The sequence below is a fragment of the Oscillibacter valericigenes genome, assembly GCF_016902445.1.
GTDB classification, from domain to species: Bacteria; Bacillota; Clostridia; order Oscillospirales; family Oscillospiraceae; genus Oscillibacter; species Oscillibacter avistercoris.
This window is the reverse complement of sequence record NZ_JACSNX010000001.1, coordinates 14443-28709: the sequence shown is the minus strand read 5'-3', so window position 1 is coordinate 28709 and position 14267 is coordinate 14443. Positions and strand designations below refer to the sequence as shown.

The 14267-nt window shown below is 64.5% G+C and carries 17 protein-coding genes, 1 pseudogene and 1 other annotated feature; of the genes and pseudogenes, 15 read left to right on the top strand and 3 right to left on the bottom strand.

Going from position 1 to position 14267, the window contains the following annotated elements; translation table 11 throughout:
• Nucleotides 1-8 precede the first annotated feature (8 nt).
• Nucleotides 9-1277 (top strand): replication-associated recombination protein A, encoded by a 1269-nt coding sequence (locus tag H9X91_RS00130; protein WP_204801320.1) that lies wholly within the window; start codon nt 9-11, stop codon nt 1275-1277.
• Here the strand turns inward: H9X91_RS00130 and H9X91_RS00125 are convergent.
• Nucleotides 1258-2193 carry a S1 RNA-binding domain-containing protein gene (locus tag H9X91_RS00125; RefSeq protein ID WP_204801317.1) on the bottom strand — a complete coding sequence of 312 codons (936 nt, stop codon included), beginning with the start codon at nt 2191-2193 and terminating at the stop codon, nt 1258-1260. The genes H9X91_RS00130 and H9X91_RS00125 overlap by 20 nt on opposite strands.
• Nucleotides 2194-2288: 95 nt before the next feature.
• Between H9X91_RS00125 and H9X91_RS00120 the strand changes: the two genes are divergently transcribed.
• From H9X91_RS00120 to H9X91_RS00075, 11 genes and pseudogenes are all read left to right on the top strand, one after another.
• Nucleotides 2289-2480, top strand: coding sequence for a DUF951 domain-containing protein (locus tag H9X91_RS00120; RefSeq protein WP_204801315.1), 192 nt, complete (start codon nt 2289-2291; stop codon nt 2478-2480).
• Nucleotides 2481-2690: 210 nt separating this feature from the next.
• Complete coding sequence (locus H9X91_RS00115; RefSeq protein ID WP_204801313.1) at nt 2691-3182, top strand: RNA polymerase sigma factor; 492 nt, start codon at nt 2691-2693, stop codon at nt 3180-3182.
• Between the two features lie 2 nt (nt 3183-3184).
• A complete protein-coding gene (locus tag H9X91_RS00110) occupies nt 3185-3763 on the top strand; it encodes a zf-HC2 domain-containing protein (RefSeq protein WP_204801311.1) in 579 nt (192 codons plus the stop codon).
• Between the two features lie 122 nt (nt 3764-3885).
• A pseudogene (locus tag H9X91_RS14230) lies at nt 3886-4638 on the top strand (sigma-E processing peptidase SpoIIGA); the annotation flags it as partial.
• 115 nt (nt 4639-4753) lie between these two features.
• Entirely contained in the window at nt 4754-5458 is a 705-nt protein-coding gene (gene sigE, locus H9X91_RS00105) for an RNA polymerase sporulation sigma factor SigE (RefSeq protein ID WP_204801309.1), read from the top strand.
• A gap of 169 nt (nt 5459-5627) precedes the next feature.
• Nucleotides 5628-5855, top strand: a binding site (T-box leader).
• Nucleotides 5856-5908: 53 nt separating this feature from the next.
• Nucleotides 5909-6379 (top strand): GNAT family N-acetyltransferase, encoded by a 471-nt coding sequence (locus tag H9X91_RS00100; RefSeq protein ID WP_204801307.1) that lies wholly within the window; start codon nt 5909-5911, stop codon nt 6377-6379.
• Nucleotides 6376-6885 carry a hypothetical protein gene (locus H9X91_RS00095; protein ID WP_204801305.1) on the top strand — a complete coding sequence of 170 codons (510 nt, stop codon included), beginning with the start codon at nt 6376-6378 and terminating at the stop codon, nt 6883-6885. The genes H9X91_RS00100 and H9X91_RS00095 overlap by 4 nt, the downstream gene beginning before the upstream one ends.
• Before the next feature lie 25 nt (nt 6886-6910).
• Complete coding sequence (locus H9X91_RS00090; RefSeq protein WP_204801303.1) at nt 6911-9547, top strand: valine--tRNA ligase; 2637 nt, start codon at nt 6911-6913, stop codon at nt 9545-9547.
• A 107-nt stretch (nt 9548-9654) separates the two neighbouring features.
• On the top strand, nt 9655-10122 hold the full coding sequence (locus H9X91_RS00085) for a VOC family protein (protein WP_204801295.1): 468 nt from the start codon (nt 9655-9657) through the stop codon (nt 10120-10122).
• Nucleotides 10123-10174: 52 nt separating this feature from the next.
• Entirely contained in the window at nt 10175-10720 is a 546-nt protein-coding gene (locus H9X91_RS00080; RefSeq protein WP_204801293.1) for a CD3072 family TudS-related putative desulfidase, read from the top strand.
• 8 nt (nt 10721-10728) lie between these two features.
• Nucleotides 10729-11160, top strand: coding sequence for a GNAT family N-acetyltransferase (locus H9X91_RS00075; RefSeq protein WP_204801291.1), 432 nt, complete (start codon nt 10729-10731; stop codon nt 11158-11160).
• A 63-nt stretch (nt 11161-11223) separates the two neighbouring features.
• Here H9X91_RS00075 and H9X91_RS00070 read toward each other — a convergent pair whose 3' ends face one another.
• Complete coding sequence (locus tag H9X91_RS00070) at nt 11224-11850, bottom strand: flavodoxin family protein (RefSeq protein WP_204801288.1); 627 nt, start codon at nt 11848-11850, stop codon at nt 11224-11226.
• A 191-nt stretch (nt 11851-12041) separates the two neighbouring features.
• Here H9X91_RS00070 and H9X91_RS00065 point away from each other — a divergent pair, with 191 nt between their 5' ends.
• From H9X91_RS00065 to H9X91_RS00055, 3 genes are read left to right on the top strand one after another with little or no spacing between them, the layout of a single operon-like run.
• Complete coding sequence (locus H9X91_RS00065; RefSeq protein ID WP_204801287.1) at nt 12042-12347, top strand: STAS domain-containing protein; 306 nt, start codon at nt 12042-12044, stop codon at nt 12345-12347.
• A gap of 18 nt (nt 12348-12365) precedes the next feature.
• Entirely contained in the window at nt 12366-12815 is a 450-nt protein-coding gene (gene spoIIAB / locus H9X91_RS00060; RefSeq protein WP_204801286.1) for an anti-sigma F factor, read from the top strand.
• A complete protein-coding gene (locus H9X91_RS00055) occupies nt 12812-13516 on the top strand; it encodes a sigma-70 family RNA polymerase sigma factor (RefSeq protein ID WP_204801285.1) in 705 nt (234 codons plus the stop codon). The genes spoIIAB and H9X91_RS00055 overlap by 4 nt, the downstream gene beginning before the upstream one ends.
• Here the strand turns inward: H9X91_RS00055 and H9X91_RS00050 are convergent.
• Complete coding sequence (locus H9X91_RS00050; RefSeq protein WP_204801284.1) at nt 13404-14261, bottom strand: TIGR03915 family putative DNA repair protein; 858 nt, start codon at nt 14259-14261, stop codon at nt 13404-13406. The two genes, H9X91_RS00055 and H9X91_RS00050, sit on opposite strands and share 113 nt — an antisense overlap.
• Nucleotides 14262-14267 lie beyond the last annotated feature (6 nt).

Below are 14267 nucleotides of genomic sequence, written 5' to 3'. Positions count from 1 at the left end.
GTGCCGCCATGCAGCGGCCTCTGGCGGACGAGATCCGCCCAAAGACATTGGACGAGGTGGTGGGCCAGCGGCACCTGCTGGCAAAGGGCGCGGTGCTCCGCCGGCTCATCGACAGCGGGACCGAGGCCAACATGGTGTTCTACGGCCCCTCCGGCACCGGCAAGACCACCATCGCCAACATCATCGCCCGGCAGACCAACAAGACCCTCCACCGGCTCAACGCCACCACCGCGTCCCTCCAGGATGTGAAGGACATCATCGCCGACGTGGGGACCCTGCTGGCCCCGGGAGGCATCCTGCTGTACCTGGACGAGATCCAGTACTTCAACAAAAAGCAGCAGCAGAGCCTGCTGGAGTTCATGGAGAACGGGTCTCTGACCCTCATCGCCTCCACCACCGAGAATCCGTACTTCTATGTCTACGGCGCGCTGCTGTCCCGCAGCACGGTGTTTGAGTTCAAGGCCGTGTCCCCGGAGGAGGTGGAGCCCGCCGTCCTCCGGGCCCTGAAGATCGAGCAGGACCGGGCACCCCTGCCCCTGGACTGGGAGCAGGCGGTGCCCCGGCAGATCGCCACCGCCTGCGGCGGCGATGTCCGCAAGGCCATCAACGCGGTGGAGCTCCTCTGTCAGGCAGCCCTGCCCAAGGACGGCAGGCTGACGCTGACCCTGGCCGACGCGGAGCAGGTGGCTCAGCGCAGCGCCATGCGGTACGACAAGGGCGGTGACGCCATGTACGACGCCGCCTCCGCCCTGATGAAGTCCCTCCGGGGCAGCGACCCGGACGCGGCCCTCCACTACCTGGCCCGGTTCCTGGAGGCGGGGGACCTGATCACTCCCTGCCGGAGGCTGCTGTGCTCCGCCAGCGAGGATGTGGGGATGGCATACCCCCAGGCAGTCTCCATCGTGAAGGCCTGCGTGGACACCGCCATGCAGCTGGGGCTGCCGGAGGCGCAGCTGCCCCTGGCCCAGGCGGCCGTTCTGCTGGCCACGGCCCCCAAGTCCAACAGCGTGGCGGCCAGCATCGGCAAGGCTTGGGCGGACGTGAAGGCAGGCCGCACCGGGGATGTGCCCCGGGAGCTGCAGAACGTCCACGCGGACTCCACCGGCATGGAGCGGGAGCAGGGGTACCTGTACCCCCACAACTTCCCCCGCCACTGGGTGCGGCAGCAGTATCTGCCCGACGCCCTGCTGGGCGTCCAGTACTACGAATACGGCGACAACAAGACGGAGCAGGCCGCCAAGCGGTACTGGGACGAGATCAAGGGCCCGCAGCCGTGAACACCGTCCCCACCGGCTCCTTTTCATACCCGGGCGGGGAGTAGACCCACCGGTCCAGCACGCCGTCGGTGATCTGATACCGCAGAGGCTCCGGCGCCTCCCGGGGCGGCAGCTTCTCAATGACCTGCAGCTTGATCTTCATCCGCTCCGGGCGGATGGACTTGATGTAGACGGAGACGCCGTCTCCCTGCTGCAGATCGGTCCGGGCGTCCGCCAGACCGGAGAGATTGGGGGCCAGTTCGATGAAGCTGCCGTACTCCTTTACGCTGCGGACCACGCCCCGCACCGTCTCCCCGGGGGAGAACCAGCTGGCGTTCTCCATCCAGGTGCCCAGCAGCTCCTTGTGGGTCATGGTGAAGCGGCGTTTTTCCAGGTCCACGGACCGGACTGCCGCCAGGATCCTCTGTCCCGGCTGGAACCGCTCCCTCGGGTGGGAGATGCGGGAGACGGAGATGTACTCGATGGGCAGCATGGCCACGATGCCGCAGCCGATGTCCAGGAAGGCGCCGAAGGACTCCAGGTGGGTCACCACGGTGGCCACCACGGACCCGGGGCACAGGTGCTCCAGGAAGAAGTCCATGGCCCGCTCCTGGACGGCCCGGCGGGAGAGGATCGCCAGAGGCGCCCCCTTTTCGTCGGCCTGCAGGGCCGACACCTGAAAGCAGGTGGGCTTTCCCACCCGGGAGAGAACGGCGATGTCCCGCTGTGCCCCGCTGATCCAGGGGGCGAGGACCTCCGTCCGGGGCATCCGGCCCCGGATGCCGCCCAGGGAGAAGAGAAGGTCGTGTCCGGCATCGCACCGGAGGGCCGTGTCCTCCAGCACCGTGCCCTGTTCCAGAGCCTCCCGCAGGCCCTGCATGGTGAACGAGGAGGGAGGGCGCAGGCCCTCCGGCGGATACAGTTTGTTTTCCGGCATATGGCGATCGCATCCTATCTGCCGCGGAGGCGGCGTTTTGTTCCATACCGTTATGATATGCAGCCCGGCGGGCTGCTTTGACAAGGAGGATGACAATGGACCTGCATCTGCACGACAAAGTGGAGCTGAAAAAGGCCCACCCCTGCGGCAGCACCCAGTGGGAGATCCTGCGGGTGGGCATGGACATCAAGCTCAAATGTCTGGGCTGCGGGCATGAGCTGATGCTGCCCCGCAGCAAGGCGGAAAAGAGCATCCGCCGGATCTTGACAGAGGAGGGACCGAAATGAGCAACAAGCACCGGGTGTTTGCGGCTGTCCTGGTGATCATCCTGGTGATCTCCATGCTGGCGTCGCTGATCATCCCTTACTTATCCCTGCTGTAACAGGCGGCATTGCCCTCCGGGAAGCGTCTTCCCGGAGGGATTTTTTTCAGGGAGCTGTAACGAATCGAGGGAGCGTGTCGATTTATCAGCAGAGAGCGGGGAAGGGGGGATGCGGATGGAACCTGTGGATGAGATCTATCAGCAGTATGCGGATGAGGTGAAGCGGTTCCTGGTGTGCCTCACCGGTGACCCGGATCTGGCGGAGGAACTGACTCAGGAGACCTTTTACCAGGCGATCCGGTCCATCAGACGCTACAATGGGGCCTGCAAGCGGTCTGTCTGGCTGTGCCAGATCGCCAAGCACCTGTACTATGACCACCTGAAGCACCAAAAACGCCATCCCACGCTGCCCATGGAGGAGTTGGAGCGGGCGGCGCCGGAGAACGACGGGATACCGGAGATCTCCCTCCTGCGGCGGGACGCCTACGTGTCCATCCACAAGGCCATCCACAGCCTGCGGGAGCCCTATCGGGAGATCTTTCTGCTGCGGGCGCTGTCGGAGCTGAGCTTTCGGGAGATCGGCGAGATCTTTGGCCGGACGGAAAACTGGGCCAGGGTCACTTACTATCGAGCCAAGGTGATGCTGGCGGAACGATTGGAGGAATGACTATGCAATGTGAGGTGATCCGGGATCTGCTGCCCCTGTATCAGGATGAGCTCTGCAGCCCTGTGACGGCAGAGCTGGTGCGGCAGCACCTGGCGGAGTGCCCGGATTGTGCCCGGGCGGCGGAGCGGATGCGCAGTCAGGTCCATGTGGAGGAAAGACCCGTGATCCGGGCGGAGTCCCCCTTTTATGTGTATCAGAAAAAGGTGTTCCTGCGGACGGTGCTGGCGGTGCTGGCCACACTGGCAGTGTGCTTTGCCGCCTTCTGCGGCTGGCAGTATTTTGCGGAGAATTATCCGCCCCGCCAGATCGTGCTCAGCCGGGTGACCGCCGAAGAGACGGACCAGTGGCGGCAGGCGGAGGAACCCGTGGTGTTCGACAGCATCTTCCACCGGCGGGAGGTGATCCTGGATGCCCACTGTGAACAGCCAGCGGACTTGCGGTTCCGGGATGAGAAAGGGGAACTGGTGCTGGAGGTGACGGCGCTGCCCGGCCAGGCCGTCAGCCTGGAGGGCCTGGAGCGGGACCGGCCCTATACGGTGGAAATGCGGGGCGAACCAGACATCTTTCTTCAATTCCGGTGAAACCCAGATGAGCTGCGGGGAGGCGTGTCTTTTCAGACACGCCTCCTTTTTGCGACGGGTTTTCCCGACGGCCTGCCCTATAATATGTTCCGCGGGACGGAGAGGGGGCGGCGGGCTTGACCGTGGTGTATGTGGACAGCGTGTTCGTGCTGAATGCGCTGATGGACTACCTGCTGGTGCTCTCCGTGGGCCGGCTGGCGGGGATCCCCCTCCGGCGGGGCCGGTATCTGCTGGCGGGGCTGCTGGGGGGCGCCTATGCCGTGGCGGTGTTCCTGCCGGGGCTGGGCTTTCTTGCCGCCACGCCGGTGAAGCTGGCGGCGGGGGTGCTGCTGGCGCTGACGGCCTACGGCGGGGAGGAGAAGCTGCTGCGGCTGACACTGCTGCTCTTCGCCGTCTCCTGCGCCCTGGCGGGCTGTGTGCTGGCTCTGGGCCTGCTGGCCGGTGGCGGGGTACCGGTGGTGAACGGCGTGTTCTACACGGACGTGGACGCCAGGGTCCTGCTGATCGCCTCCGCCGCGGCCTATCTGGTGCTGACGGTGGTGTTCCGGGCGGCGGCCGGAAAGGGCATCCGGGGGCAGCTGGTGCCGGCCCGGGTGTGCCTCGGCGGCCGGGAGACGGCCTTCACCGCCTTTTGCGACACGGGGAATTCCCTCCGGGACCCGGTGTCCGGCCAGCTGGTGCTGGTGGTGTCTCCAGGGCGGCTGGACGGCGCGCTGCCGCGGCAGGTCCGGCAGCTGCTGTCCTCTCCGGCGCTGGAGCGTCCGGCAGAGCTGCTGGAGCCTCTGCTGCGGGCGGCGCCGGATCTGCGGTTCCGGCTGATCCCCTACCATGCGGTGGGGGTGGACGGCGGACTGCTGCTGGCGGTGCGCAGCGATTGGACGGAAGTTGCGGGGGAGCGGTACGCCGGGCTGCCGGTGGCCCTGTCCCCCACTGATCTGGGGACCGGGTACAGCGCCCTGTGGGGCGGCGCGGCGGGAAGGAGAAGAGCGCATGAAAAACTGGAAGGAACCGTGGCGGCGGCTGCTGGAGCGGATCGGCCTGCTGCCGCCGGCAGAAGTGCACTACATCGGGGGCAGCGACACGCTGCCCCCGCCCCTGAGCCGGGAGCGGGAGGCAGTGCTGCTGGAGCAGATCGGGGACGAGGACGCCCGGAAGGAGCTCATCGAACATAATCTGCGGCTGGTGGTGTACATCGCCCGGCGGTTCGAGAACACCGGCATCAACATCGAGGATCTGATCTCTATCGGCACCATCGGGCTCATCAAGGCGGTGGGCACCTACCGGACGGACAAGAACATCAAGCTGGCCACTTACGCCTCCCGGTGCATCGAGAACGAGATCCTGATGTACCTGCGGAAAAACGCCGGACGGAAGGGGGAGGTCTCCTTCGATGAGCCCCTGAACACCGACTGGGACGGCAACGAGCTGCTGCTCTCCGACGTGCTGGGCACCGATGCCGACGTGGTGATGCGCCCCATTGAGGAGGACGTGGAACGGGACCTGCTGGCGGCGGCCATCAGTGTCCTTTCGCCCCGGGAAAAGCAGATCATCACCCTGCGGTTCGGCCTGGGAGGCGGGAAGGAGCAGACCCAGAAGGAGGTGGCGGACCAGCTGGGCATCTCCCAGAGCTACATCTCCCGGCTGGAAAAGCGCATCATCAACCGGCTGAAAAAGGAGATCCTGCGGCTGAGCTGACAGGGCTGAGGGTTAGGAGTTAGGAATTAGGTGTTAGGAATTGTGGTGTCCGGCAGAGCCGGACTCATTCAAATCGACCCGCCTGCGGCGGAACACATCAATTCCTAATTTCTAATTTTCCTTGGCTTGACAATCAAAACCGGGTATATTATACTGTAACAGTATATCGGAAACTGCGAGGAAGGGAAGCAGTACCCGGCGGGCAGCGGCCAAGAGAGAGAACGGCTGGTGTGAGTTCTCCCAATGCCGCCGGAGAAGTCGTCCCGGAGCACCGGAGCTGAAGTGTCAGTAAGCCCCGGCGGCTGCCCACCGTTACCGGGGCAGGCGCTTTCAGCGCCCCAGAGTGCGGTTTTACCCGAATTCAGGTGGTACCACGGACAGAATGTTCGCCCTGAGCCGAAAGGCTCGGGGCGTTTTTGCGTGCTGCCGGCCCGTGAGGAGGACAAAGCCATGCAACTGATCATCAGGCACTTTCGGGATCTGACGGCAGACGAGCTGCTGGATCTCGCCAAGCTGCGGATCTCTGTCTTTGTGGTGGAGCAGAAGTGCCCCTATCAGGAGATGGACGAATATGACCGGGATGCCTGGCATATCTGGCTTGCAGATGAGAACGGGATCCAGGCGTATCTTCGGGTGCTGCCTCCAGGCAAAGCATTTCCCGACGCCGCCATTGGCCGGGTGATCGCAGTAAAGCGGCACTGCGGGCTGGCATCCCGGCTCCTGCAGGAGGGGATCCGGCTGGCCCGGACGGTCTGCCGGGCAGATGCAGTCCAGCTGGAGGCGCAGACCTACGCACGGGGACTGTATGAAAAGGCAGGATTCCGCCAGGTGTCCGGGGAATTTCTGGAGGACGGCATTCCCCACATTCGGATGCGTCTGGATTTTACAGACAGAGAGGATCATAAGGGAGAGAACACATGAGATTTGAAGCAGAAATGAAATTGGATTACCGGCAGCTGCTGGCGCTGTACACCGTGTCGGAGAAGCTGTTCCGGCGCAAACAGATGCTGATTTATCGGGTGATCTTTCTGGCGGTGGGTGTCTGGCGCACCTGGACCGTGGCGGAGGATATCCTGGCGGACGGCATGTCCTTTGAGCGGTTCGGCTACACGGTGATCGGCATCTTATTCCTGATCGCCGGCCTGATCCCCAACGTGGCCAGCGCCGCCATCGCCCGGATGCGGATGGTGTACAGCGGAAAGATCCAGTTTATGGACAGCTGCCTGTACGAGGTGATCGGCAATAAGAAGGTCCGACACAACTACGACAAGATCTACGCCCTGGTCTATTACCGGGGATATGACTTTTTGTTCCTGGACCCCACGGCCAGCCTCATCGTGAAGCTGGACGACGTGCCCGGCCGGGACCCGGAGGAGCTGCGGAAGTTCCTGTCTGAAAAATGCGAAAAACCGTATCAGCGTGTCTGACGCACGGAGCAAAAGGAGAGTCACTATGAAGAAAGAACTGCCCAAGGTGTATGAACCCCAGCAGGTGGAGTCCCGCATCTACCAGATGTGGGAGGATAACGACTGCTTCAACGGGGATCCGGATCCCAGGAAAAAGCCCTTTTCCATCGTCATGCCGCCTCCCAACGTCACGGGCCAGCTCCACATGGGCCACGCCCTGGACTGCACCCTGCAGGACATCCTGACCCGCTTCAAGCGGATGCAGGGCTACTCCACGCTGTGGGTCCCCGGCACGGACCACGCCGGCATCGCCACCCAGATCAAGGTGGAGGAGGAGCTGCGCACCAAGGAGGGCCTGACCCGCTATGACCTGGGCCGGGAGAAGTTCCTCCAGCGGGTGTGGAAGTGGAAGGAGGCCTACGGCAACCGGATCGTGGAGCAGCAGAAGAAGATGGGCGTCTCCTGCGACTGGAGCCGCTCCCGCTTCACCATGGACGAGGGCTGCTCCAAGGCCGTGCGGGAGACCTTCTGCGAGCTGTACGACAAGGGCCTGATCTACAAGGGCAGCCGCATCATCAACTGGTGCCCCCACTGCATCACCGCCCTGTCCGACGCCGAGGTGGAGTACGTGGACAAGCCCGGCCACCTGTGGCATATCCGCTACCCGCTCTCTGACGGCTCCGGCGACCTGGTGGTGGCCACCACCCGTCCCGAGACCATGATGGGCGACACCGGCGTGGCCGTGAACCCGGAGGACGAGCGGTTCAAGGACCTCGTCGGCAAGACCTGCATCCTGCCCATCATGAACCGGGAGATCCCCATCGTGGCGGACGACTACGTGGAGCTGGGCTTCGGCACCGGCGCCGTGAAGATGACCCCCGCCCACGACCCCAACGACTTCGAGGTGGGCCTGCGCCACAATCTGGAGGTCATCCGCTGCATCGGCGACGACGGCAGGATCAACGAGAACGGCGGCCCCTACAACGGGATGGACCGGTACGAGTGCCGCAAGCAGATCGTGAAGGACCTGGAGGAGCAGGGGTATCTGGTGAAGACCGAGCCCTACAGCCACAACGTGGGCACCTGCTACCGCTGCCACAACGACGTGGAGCCCCTGATCTCCGCCCAGTGGTTCGTGAAGATGGAGCCCCTGGCCAAGGAGGCCCTGCGGGTGGTCCGTGAGGGCGAGGTGAAGTTCGTCCCCGAGCGGTTCGCCAAGACCTACACCAACTGGATGGAGAACGTCCACGACTGGTGCATCTCCCGCCAGCTGTGGTGGGGCCACCAGATCCCCGCCTGGTACTGCGACGACTGCGGCCACATCAACGTCTCCCGGGAGGACCCCACAAAGTGCGAGAAATGCGGCTCCACCCACCTGACCCGGGATCCGGACGTGCTGGACACCTGGTTCTCCAGTGCCCTGTGGCCCTTCTCCACCCTGGGCTGGCCGGAGCAGACGGCGGACCTGGACTTCTACTATCCCACCTCCGTCATGGTCACCGGCTATGACATCATCTTCTTCTGGGTGGCCCGGATGATCTTCTCCGGCTGCGAGCAGATGCACAAGATCCCCTTCCACACCGTGCTGATCCACGGCCTGGTGCGGGACGACAAGGGCCGCAAGATGTCCAAGTCCCTGGGCAACGGCATCGACCCGCTGGAGATGGCGGAGAAGTACGGCGCCGATGCCCTGCGCTTCAACCTCATCACCGGCAACTCCCCGGGCAACGACACCCGGTTCTACACCGAGAAGTGCGAGGCCATGCGGAACTTCGCCAACAAGATCTGGAACGCCAGCCGCTTCGTGATGATGAACCTCACCATCGACAAGTGTGAGCTGCCTGCGGCGGACGCCCTGGCGCCAGAGGACAAGTGGGTCCTCTCCAAGCTGAACACGCTGGTGAAGGAGGTCACGGAGAACCTGGACGCCTACGAGATCGGCGTGGCCTCCGCCAAGGTCTATGACTTCCTGTGGGACACCTACTGCGACTGGTATATCGAGCTGACAAAGACCCGCCTCCAGGGAGAGGACGAGGATGCCAAGCTGGTGGCCCAGAACGTGCTCTGCTACGTGCTGACGGAGCTGCTGAAGCTGCTGCACCCCTTCATGCCCTTCATCACGGAGGAGATCTACCAGGCCCTGCCCCACGAGGACCAGTTCATCATGACCTCCCGGTGGCCGGAGTACCGGGCGGACCTGTCCTTCCCGGCGGAGGAGGCCGCCATGGAGGCAGTCATGGACACCATCAAGGCCATCCGGGCCCGCCGGGCGGAGATGAACGTGCCCCCCTCCAAGAAGGCGGAGGTGCTGATCGTCACCGCCACCCCGGACGTCTACGCCCAGGGCAGCCACTTCATCCAGCGGCTGGCCTATGCCAGCGACGTGAAGTTCGCCGACGCCGCCCCGGCGGACGTATCCGGCATGGTGACCGCCGTCACCCACAACGCCACGGCCTATCTGCCCCTGCGGGAGCTGGTGGACATCGCCGCCGAGCTGGAGCGGATCCGCAAGGAGATCGAGAAGGCCCAGAACGGCCTGCGGAGCGTGGAGCAGAAGCTCTCCAACGAGAAGTTCGTCTCCCGTGCTCCGGAGGCGGTGGTGAACGCCGAGCGGGAGAAGGCTGCCAAGTACCAGGAGCTCATCGCCAAGCTGGAGGAATCCGCCAAGGCCATGCAGGCGTAACGCCCCGGCACATCGAACATGCAGCGACAAAACGCCCCTGCGGAGCATCTCCCAGGGGCGTTTTTTCAACAAGGAGCGGCAGAGCGCCGCGGAGAGAGGAGACGAAGATGAAGCTGAAAAATCCCCTGCTGGCAGTCCGGGATATGGAGCGGTCCAAGGCCTTTTACCGGGAGGTGCTGGGGCTCCATGTGGTGATGGACTTCGGCGCCAACGTGACCCTCACCGGCGGACTGTGCCTTCAGACACTGGACACCTGGGCGGGTTTCCTGGGAAAAGCGGCGGAAGAGATCCGCTTCGGCGGTGGTGACAGTGAGGTCTACTTTGAGGAGGACGACTTTGACGGCTTCCTGACCCGGCTGGCCGCACGCCCGGACATCGCCTACGTCCACCCGCCGCTGGAGCACCGCTGGGGCCAGCGGGTGGTGCGGCTCTACGACCCGGACCGCCATATCCTGGAGATCGGGGAGAACATGAAGGCCGTGTGCCGCCGGTTCCGGGACCAGGGCATGACGCCGGAGCAGATCGCCGCGCGGATGGAGGTGCCCCTGAAATTCGTCACCGGCTGTCTGCGCTGAGAGCGCTGCGGGCGCGGGGAGAGAGATCCTCCCCGCTGAAAGGAGAGATATGATGTTTACCGACGGGAGAAGCAGGCGGGTCATTTTCCTGGCCCACTGCCTGCTGAATCAGAACGCCATATCCGACGGCACTGCCGAGGTGCCGGCGGCCCACCGGGAGATTCTGCAGGCCGCCCTGGACGCCCAGGCGGGCGTGGTGCAGATGCCCTGCCCGGAGCTGTGCTGCCTGGGGCTGGACCGGGGAGATCCCAAAGGCGGGGAGCGGCCCGTGGTGGTGGAGAACACCCGCATCCGCCGGGCCATGGGCCAGCCGGAGGCTGCCGCCCGGCTGCGGGAGCTGACGGCTCAGGTGATCCGGCAGATCCGGGAGTACCGGAAGCACGGCTTCACAGTGCTGGGCATCGTGGGCGTCGACCGCTCCCCCTGTTGCGGGGTGAACACCACCTCGGACCTGGACCGGGAGCTGCCCGGCCGGGGAGTGTTTATCGCCGCCCTGCAAACGGCGCTGGAGGAGGCGGAGCTGACTGTGCCGGTGATCGGCATCAAGCCGTCCGCCCCGGATGCGCTGGCCGCAGTGCAGGCGCTTTTGGGAGCATGAGGTGCGCCATGGAGATCCGGAGGATCCGGGAGCCGGAGCTTCCGGCGGCCATGGACCTCTGCTGGCGGGTGTTTCAGGAATTTGAGGCTCCAGACTATCCGCCGAAGGGTGTGGAGGCCTTTTACACTTATATCTCAAATACTGAACAGGTAAAATACTTAACAGTATTTGGCGCCTGGGAGAGGCATCAGCTCTTGGGCGTCCTGGCGGCGGAGGGGGACCATATCGCCCTGTTTTTCGTGGAGCCATCGTTTCACCGGCAGGGCATCGGCCGCAAGCTGTTCCAGGCATATCTGTCGGCAGACGGCTGGGACCGGGTGACAGTCCACAGCTCCCCCTATGCGGTGGAGGTCTACCGGCATCTGGGCTTTTCACCCACGGCGGAGGAACAGCTGTCGCCGGACGGCATCCGCTACACGCCCATGATCTGGGAGCAATAGATTTGATCCTGAGAGATCCGGCAAAGCCCCCGGAGGGATTTCCCTCCGGGGGCTTTTGGCATGTCAGCGGATAAAATTGGTCCAGGCGCTCCGCTCAGCCTGGGGCGGTTGGATGCCGGCGGCCTTTCCCGCCTGGATGCACTGGATCATCCAGAGCAGGTTGCGGGCGAGATTCCGCATGGTCTGCATCCCCTCCGCGTCCTGGCGCACCTCCTCCGGCGTGTTGCCGTGGACCATGTTCCAGTAGGTGGAGGAGACCACCGGCATTTGAGAGATGGTGAAGTATTTGTTCAGCACATCCACAGAGGCGGTGGTGCCTGCCCGCCGGGCGGAGGCGATGGCGGCACCGGGTTTGTGGGCAAAAGCCGCATTTCCGGCATAGAACACCCGGTCCAAAACCGACAGGACCCGGCCGGAGGGGTGGGCGTAGTACACCGGCGTGCCGAATACGAAGCCGTCCGCCGCCCGGGCCTTCTCGATGATCCGATTCACGATGTCGTCGTCAAATACGCACCGGCCCGGTGTCTTCTGACAGGTCCTGCAGGCGGTGCAGTCCCGGATGGGACCGCTGCCCAGGAAGAGGATCTCCGTCTCCGCGCCGCCGGCTTCCAGCGTGTCCGCAACCTCCCGCAGGGCCGTGTAGGTGCAGCCGTTTGGCCGGGAGCTGCCGTTGAGCAGTAAAATGTTCATGTATGTGCCTGCCTTTCCCATGAGATACCTCCATGATACCCCGCCGCAGACGCTGCTGCAAGCGTGGAAACGGAACATTTTGCAGTGAGGCGTGATTCCGACAAAAAAGAAAGGCCCGTTTCCTTATAATGGGAGGAAAAACGGGGTACCCTGTATCTTGGTACACAAACGACAAGGAAGAAGGGGATCGAATGGAGATCGAAGCCACAAGCGCAGACCGGAATCTGCTGCTGGAACTGAAGGGGGAGCTGGACCACCACGGGGCCCGGGACGCCCTCCGGGAGCTGGAGCTGGCCATTGACGCGGCGCTGCCGAAGAAGCTGGTGCTGGACTTTTCCGGCGTGACGTTCATGGACAGCTCCGGCATCGCGCTGATCCTGCGGGCCCAGCAGCGGATGCAGCTGCTGGACGGCAGCCTGCTGGTGCGGAACGTGCCCCAGCAGGCCCGGCGGGTCCTGGACGCCGCCGGCATCGGCCGGCTGGTGACGATACGATAAAAAGGGGGAGTACATACCATGAAGACCAAAGCCAACAACGAAGTCACGCTGGCATTTCCCAGCCGCAGCAGCAACGAGGGGTTCGCCCGGGCGGCGGTGTCCTGCTTCGCCGCCCAGATGGACCCCACCCTCAACGAGCTGGAGGACATCAAGACCGCCGTCAGCGAGGCGGTGACCAACGCCATCGTCCACGCCTATCCGGACTCCATCGGTCAGGTGGTGGTGAAGGTCCGGATCTGCCCGGACCAGGTGCTGGAGGTGACGGTGCGGGACCACGGCCGGGGCATTCCCGATGTGGAGAAGGCCCGCCAGCCCATGTTCACCACCGGCGGGGAGGAGCGCAGCGGAATGGGCTTCACCATCATGGAGAGCTTTATGGACAGGCTGGTGGTCCGCTCCACGCCGGGTCGGGGCACTACCGTGGTGATGCGCAAGCGGCTGGCACCCCGGCTGAAGAGCGGGACATGAGCGCCACGCTGGAGCTGCTGCGGGCGGCCCAGGAGGGGGACCGAGATGCCTGCGAGCGGGCGGTGATCGAAAACAACGGTCTGATTTGGAGCGTGGTGCGGCGCTACTACGGCCGGGGCGTGGACCCGGAGGACCTGTACCAGCTGGGGTGCCTGGGCTTTCTGAAGGCGGTGCAGGGGTTCGACTTCGACTACGGCACCTGCTTCTCCACCTACGCAGTGCCCAAGATCGCCGGGGAGATCCGCCGCTTCCTCCGGGACGACGGCGCGGTGAAAGTGGGGCGCACCATGCGGGAGCAAGCGCAGTCCCTTTACACCATTCGGGAGCGGCTGCGGCAGACACTGGGCCGGGAGCCGGTGCTCTCCGAGCTGTCGGAGGCCTCCGGCCTGACGCCGGAGGAGATCGCCCAGGTGGAGATCGCCACGGACACGCCGGAGTCTCTCCAGAGGGAGACCGCCGATGGCCTCACCCTGGAGGGCATGCTGGGCACGGAGGCCCCGGAGGAGGGCATGGTGGAGCGGATCGCCCTGCGGGAGTCCATCGATCAGCTGCCGGAGAAGGAGCGGATGGCCATTCTCCTGCGGTACTTCAAGGGGCTGACCCAGGAGCAGACCGCCCGGATCCTGGGCGTGTCCCAGGTGCAGGTATCCCGGCTGGAGCGCCGGGGCCTGAAACGGCTGCGGGACGCTCTCTCGCTTTGAAGGAGTCCTCTCCCTGGAACTCCGTCATGGTGTTCCAGTACCGCTTGGGCATGTGGGTCATGCGGCAGCGGGGGTTCTCCCGCTCCCGGATGGCGATGGTGTCGTAGAACCGCTTCCACAACAGGCGATAGCGGGCCTCCGCCTCATCCGGCGGCGCCATCTGGAACTGCTCCAGGGGCCGGATGGCGGAGCGGCCCGCGACGTAGAACAGCGCCTCCCGGTGGGTGCGGTCGTAGAGAAAGAACCGCTCGTTCCGGTACCGGGCGCAGAAGTGCTGCCGCAGCAGGGGCAGCACCCGGTTTTTCGGCTCGATCTCGCCGCCCAGAACGCCTCCCAGGTCGGAGAAACGGACGAAGCCCTTGTACTGATGGACCTCGCCGTTCAGGTGCCGCACCGCCCGCAGGACCGGATACAGCGTCTCGTCGGACAGGTCCCGGAGGAACCGGGGCCCCTCCTCCAGCAGCTTCACCACCAGCCGGTACAGGTGGATCTCCCGCTCCGGCAGGCAGGTGAGAAAACCACGGCGCAGCAGGTCCGCCGCCTCCGGAGACAGCTTGACCACCTTCCGGTACACCCGGGCGGCGTGGTCCCGGTCCGTCAGCACTGTCCGCACGGGAAACAATGTGGATTGAATGTCCTCACCGCAGGTGATCGCGGTGAGGACTTCCTTTTGAGCATAGCTCTCAAAGACGCAGGTGAGGAGCCCCTCGAAGCTGCCGTCGTATTCATAGATCATCTCGGTCATGGGGAG

Bases quoted from the DNA above. Each gene is read 5' to 3' on its own strand.
- H9X91_RS00130 (WP_204801320.1), top strand. From the start codon at position 9: ATGCAGCGGCCTCTGGCGGACGAGATCCGCCCAAAGACATTGGACGAG.
- H9X91_RS00125 (WP_204801317.1), bottom strand. From the start codon at position 2,193: ATGCCGGAAAACAAACTGTATCCGCCGGAGGGCCTGCGCCCTCCCTCC.
- H9X91_RS00120 (WP_204801315.1), top strand. From the start codon at position 2,289: ATGGACCTGCATCTGCACGACAAAGTGGAGCTGAAAAAGGCCCACCCC.
- H9X91_RS00115 (WP_204801313.1), top strand. From the start codon at position 2,691: ATGGAACCTGTGGATGAGATCTATCAGCAGTATGCGGATGAGGTGAAG.
- H9X91_RS00110 (WP_204801311.1), top strand. From the start codon at position 3,185: ATGCAATGTGAGGTGATCCGGGATCTGCTGCCCCTGTATCAGGATGAG.
- sigE (WP_204801309.1), top strand. From the start codon at position 4,754: ATGAAAAACTGGAAGGAACCGTGGCGGCGGCTGCTGGAGCGGATCGGC.
- H9X91_RS00100 (WP_204801307.1), top strand. From the start codon at position 5,909: ATGCAACTGATCATCAGGCACTTTCGGGATCTGACGGCAGACGAGCTG.
- H9X91_RS00095 (WP_204801305.1), top strand. From the start codon at position 6,376: ATGAGATTTGAAGCAGAAATGAAATTGGATTACCGGCAGCTGCTGGCG.
- H9X91_RS00090 (WP_204801303.1), top strand. From the start codon at position 6,911: ATGAAGAAAGAACTGCCCAAGGTGTATGAACCCCAGCAGGTGGAGTCC.
- H9X91_RS00085 (WP_204801295.1), top strand. From the start codon at position 9,655: ATGAAGCTGAAAAATCCCCTGCTGGCAGTCCGGGATATGGAGCGGTCC.
- H9X91_RS00080 (WP_204801293.1), top strand. From the start codon at position 10,175: ATGTTTACCGACGGGAGAAGCAGGCGGGTCATTTTCCTGGCCCACTGC.
- H9X91_RS00075 (WP_204801291.1), top strand. From the start codon at position 10,729: ATGGAGATCCGGAGGATCCGGGAGCCGGAGCTTCCGGCGGCCATGGAC.
- H9X91_RS00070 (WP_204801288.1), bottom strand. From the start codon at position 11,850: ATGAACATTTTACTGCTCAACGGCAGCTCCCGGCCAAACGGCTGCACC.
- H9X91_RS00065 (WP_204801287.1), top strand. From the start codon at position 12,042: ATGGAGATCGAAGCCACAAGCGCAGACCGGAATCTGCTGCTGGAACTG.
- spoIIAB (WP_204801286.1), top strand. From the start codon at position 12,366: ATGAAGACCAAAGCCAACAACGAAGTCACGCTGGCATTTCCCAGCCGC.
- H9X91_RS00055 (WP_204801285.1), top strand. From the start codon at position 12,812: ATGAGCGCCACGCTGGAGCTGCTGCGGGCGGCCCAGGAGGGGGACCGA.
- H9X91_RS00050 (WP_204801284.1), bottom strand. From the start codon at position 14,261: ATGACCGAGATGATCTATGAATACGACGGCAGCTTCGAGGGGCTCCTC.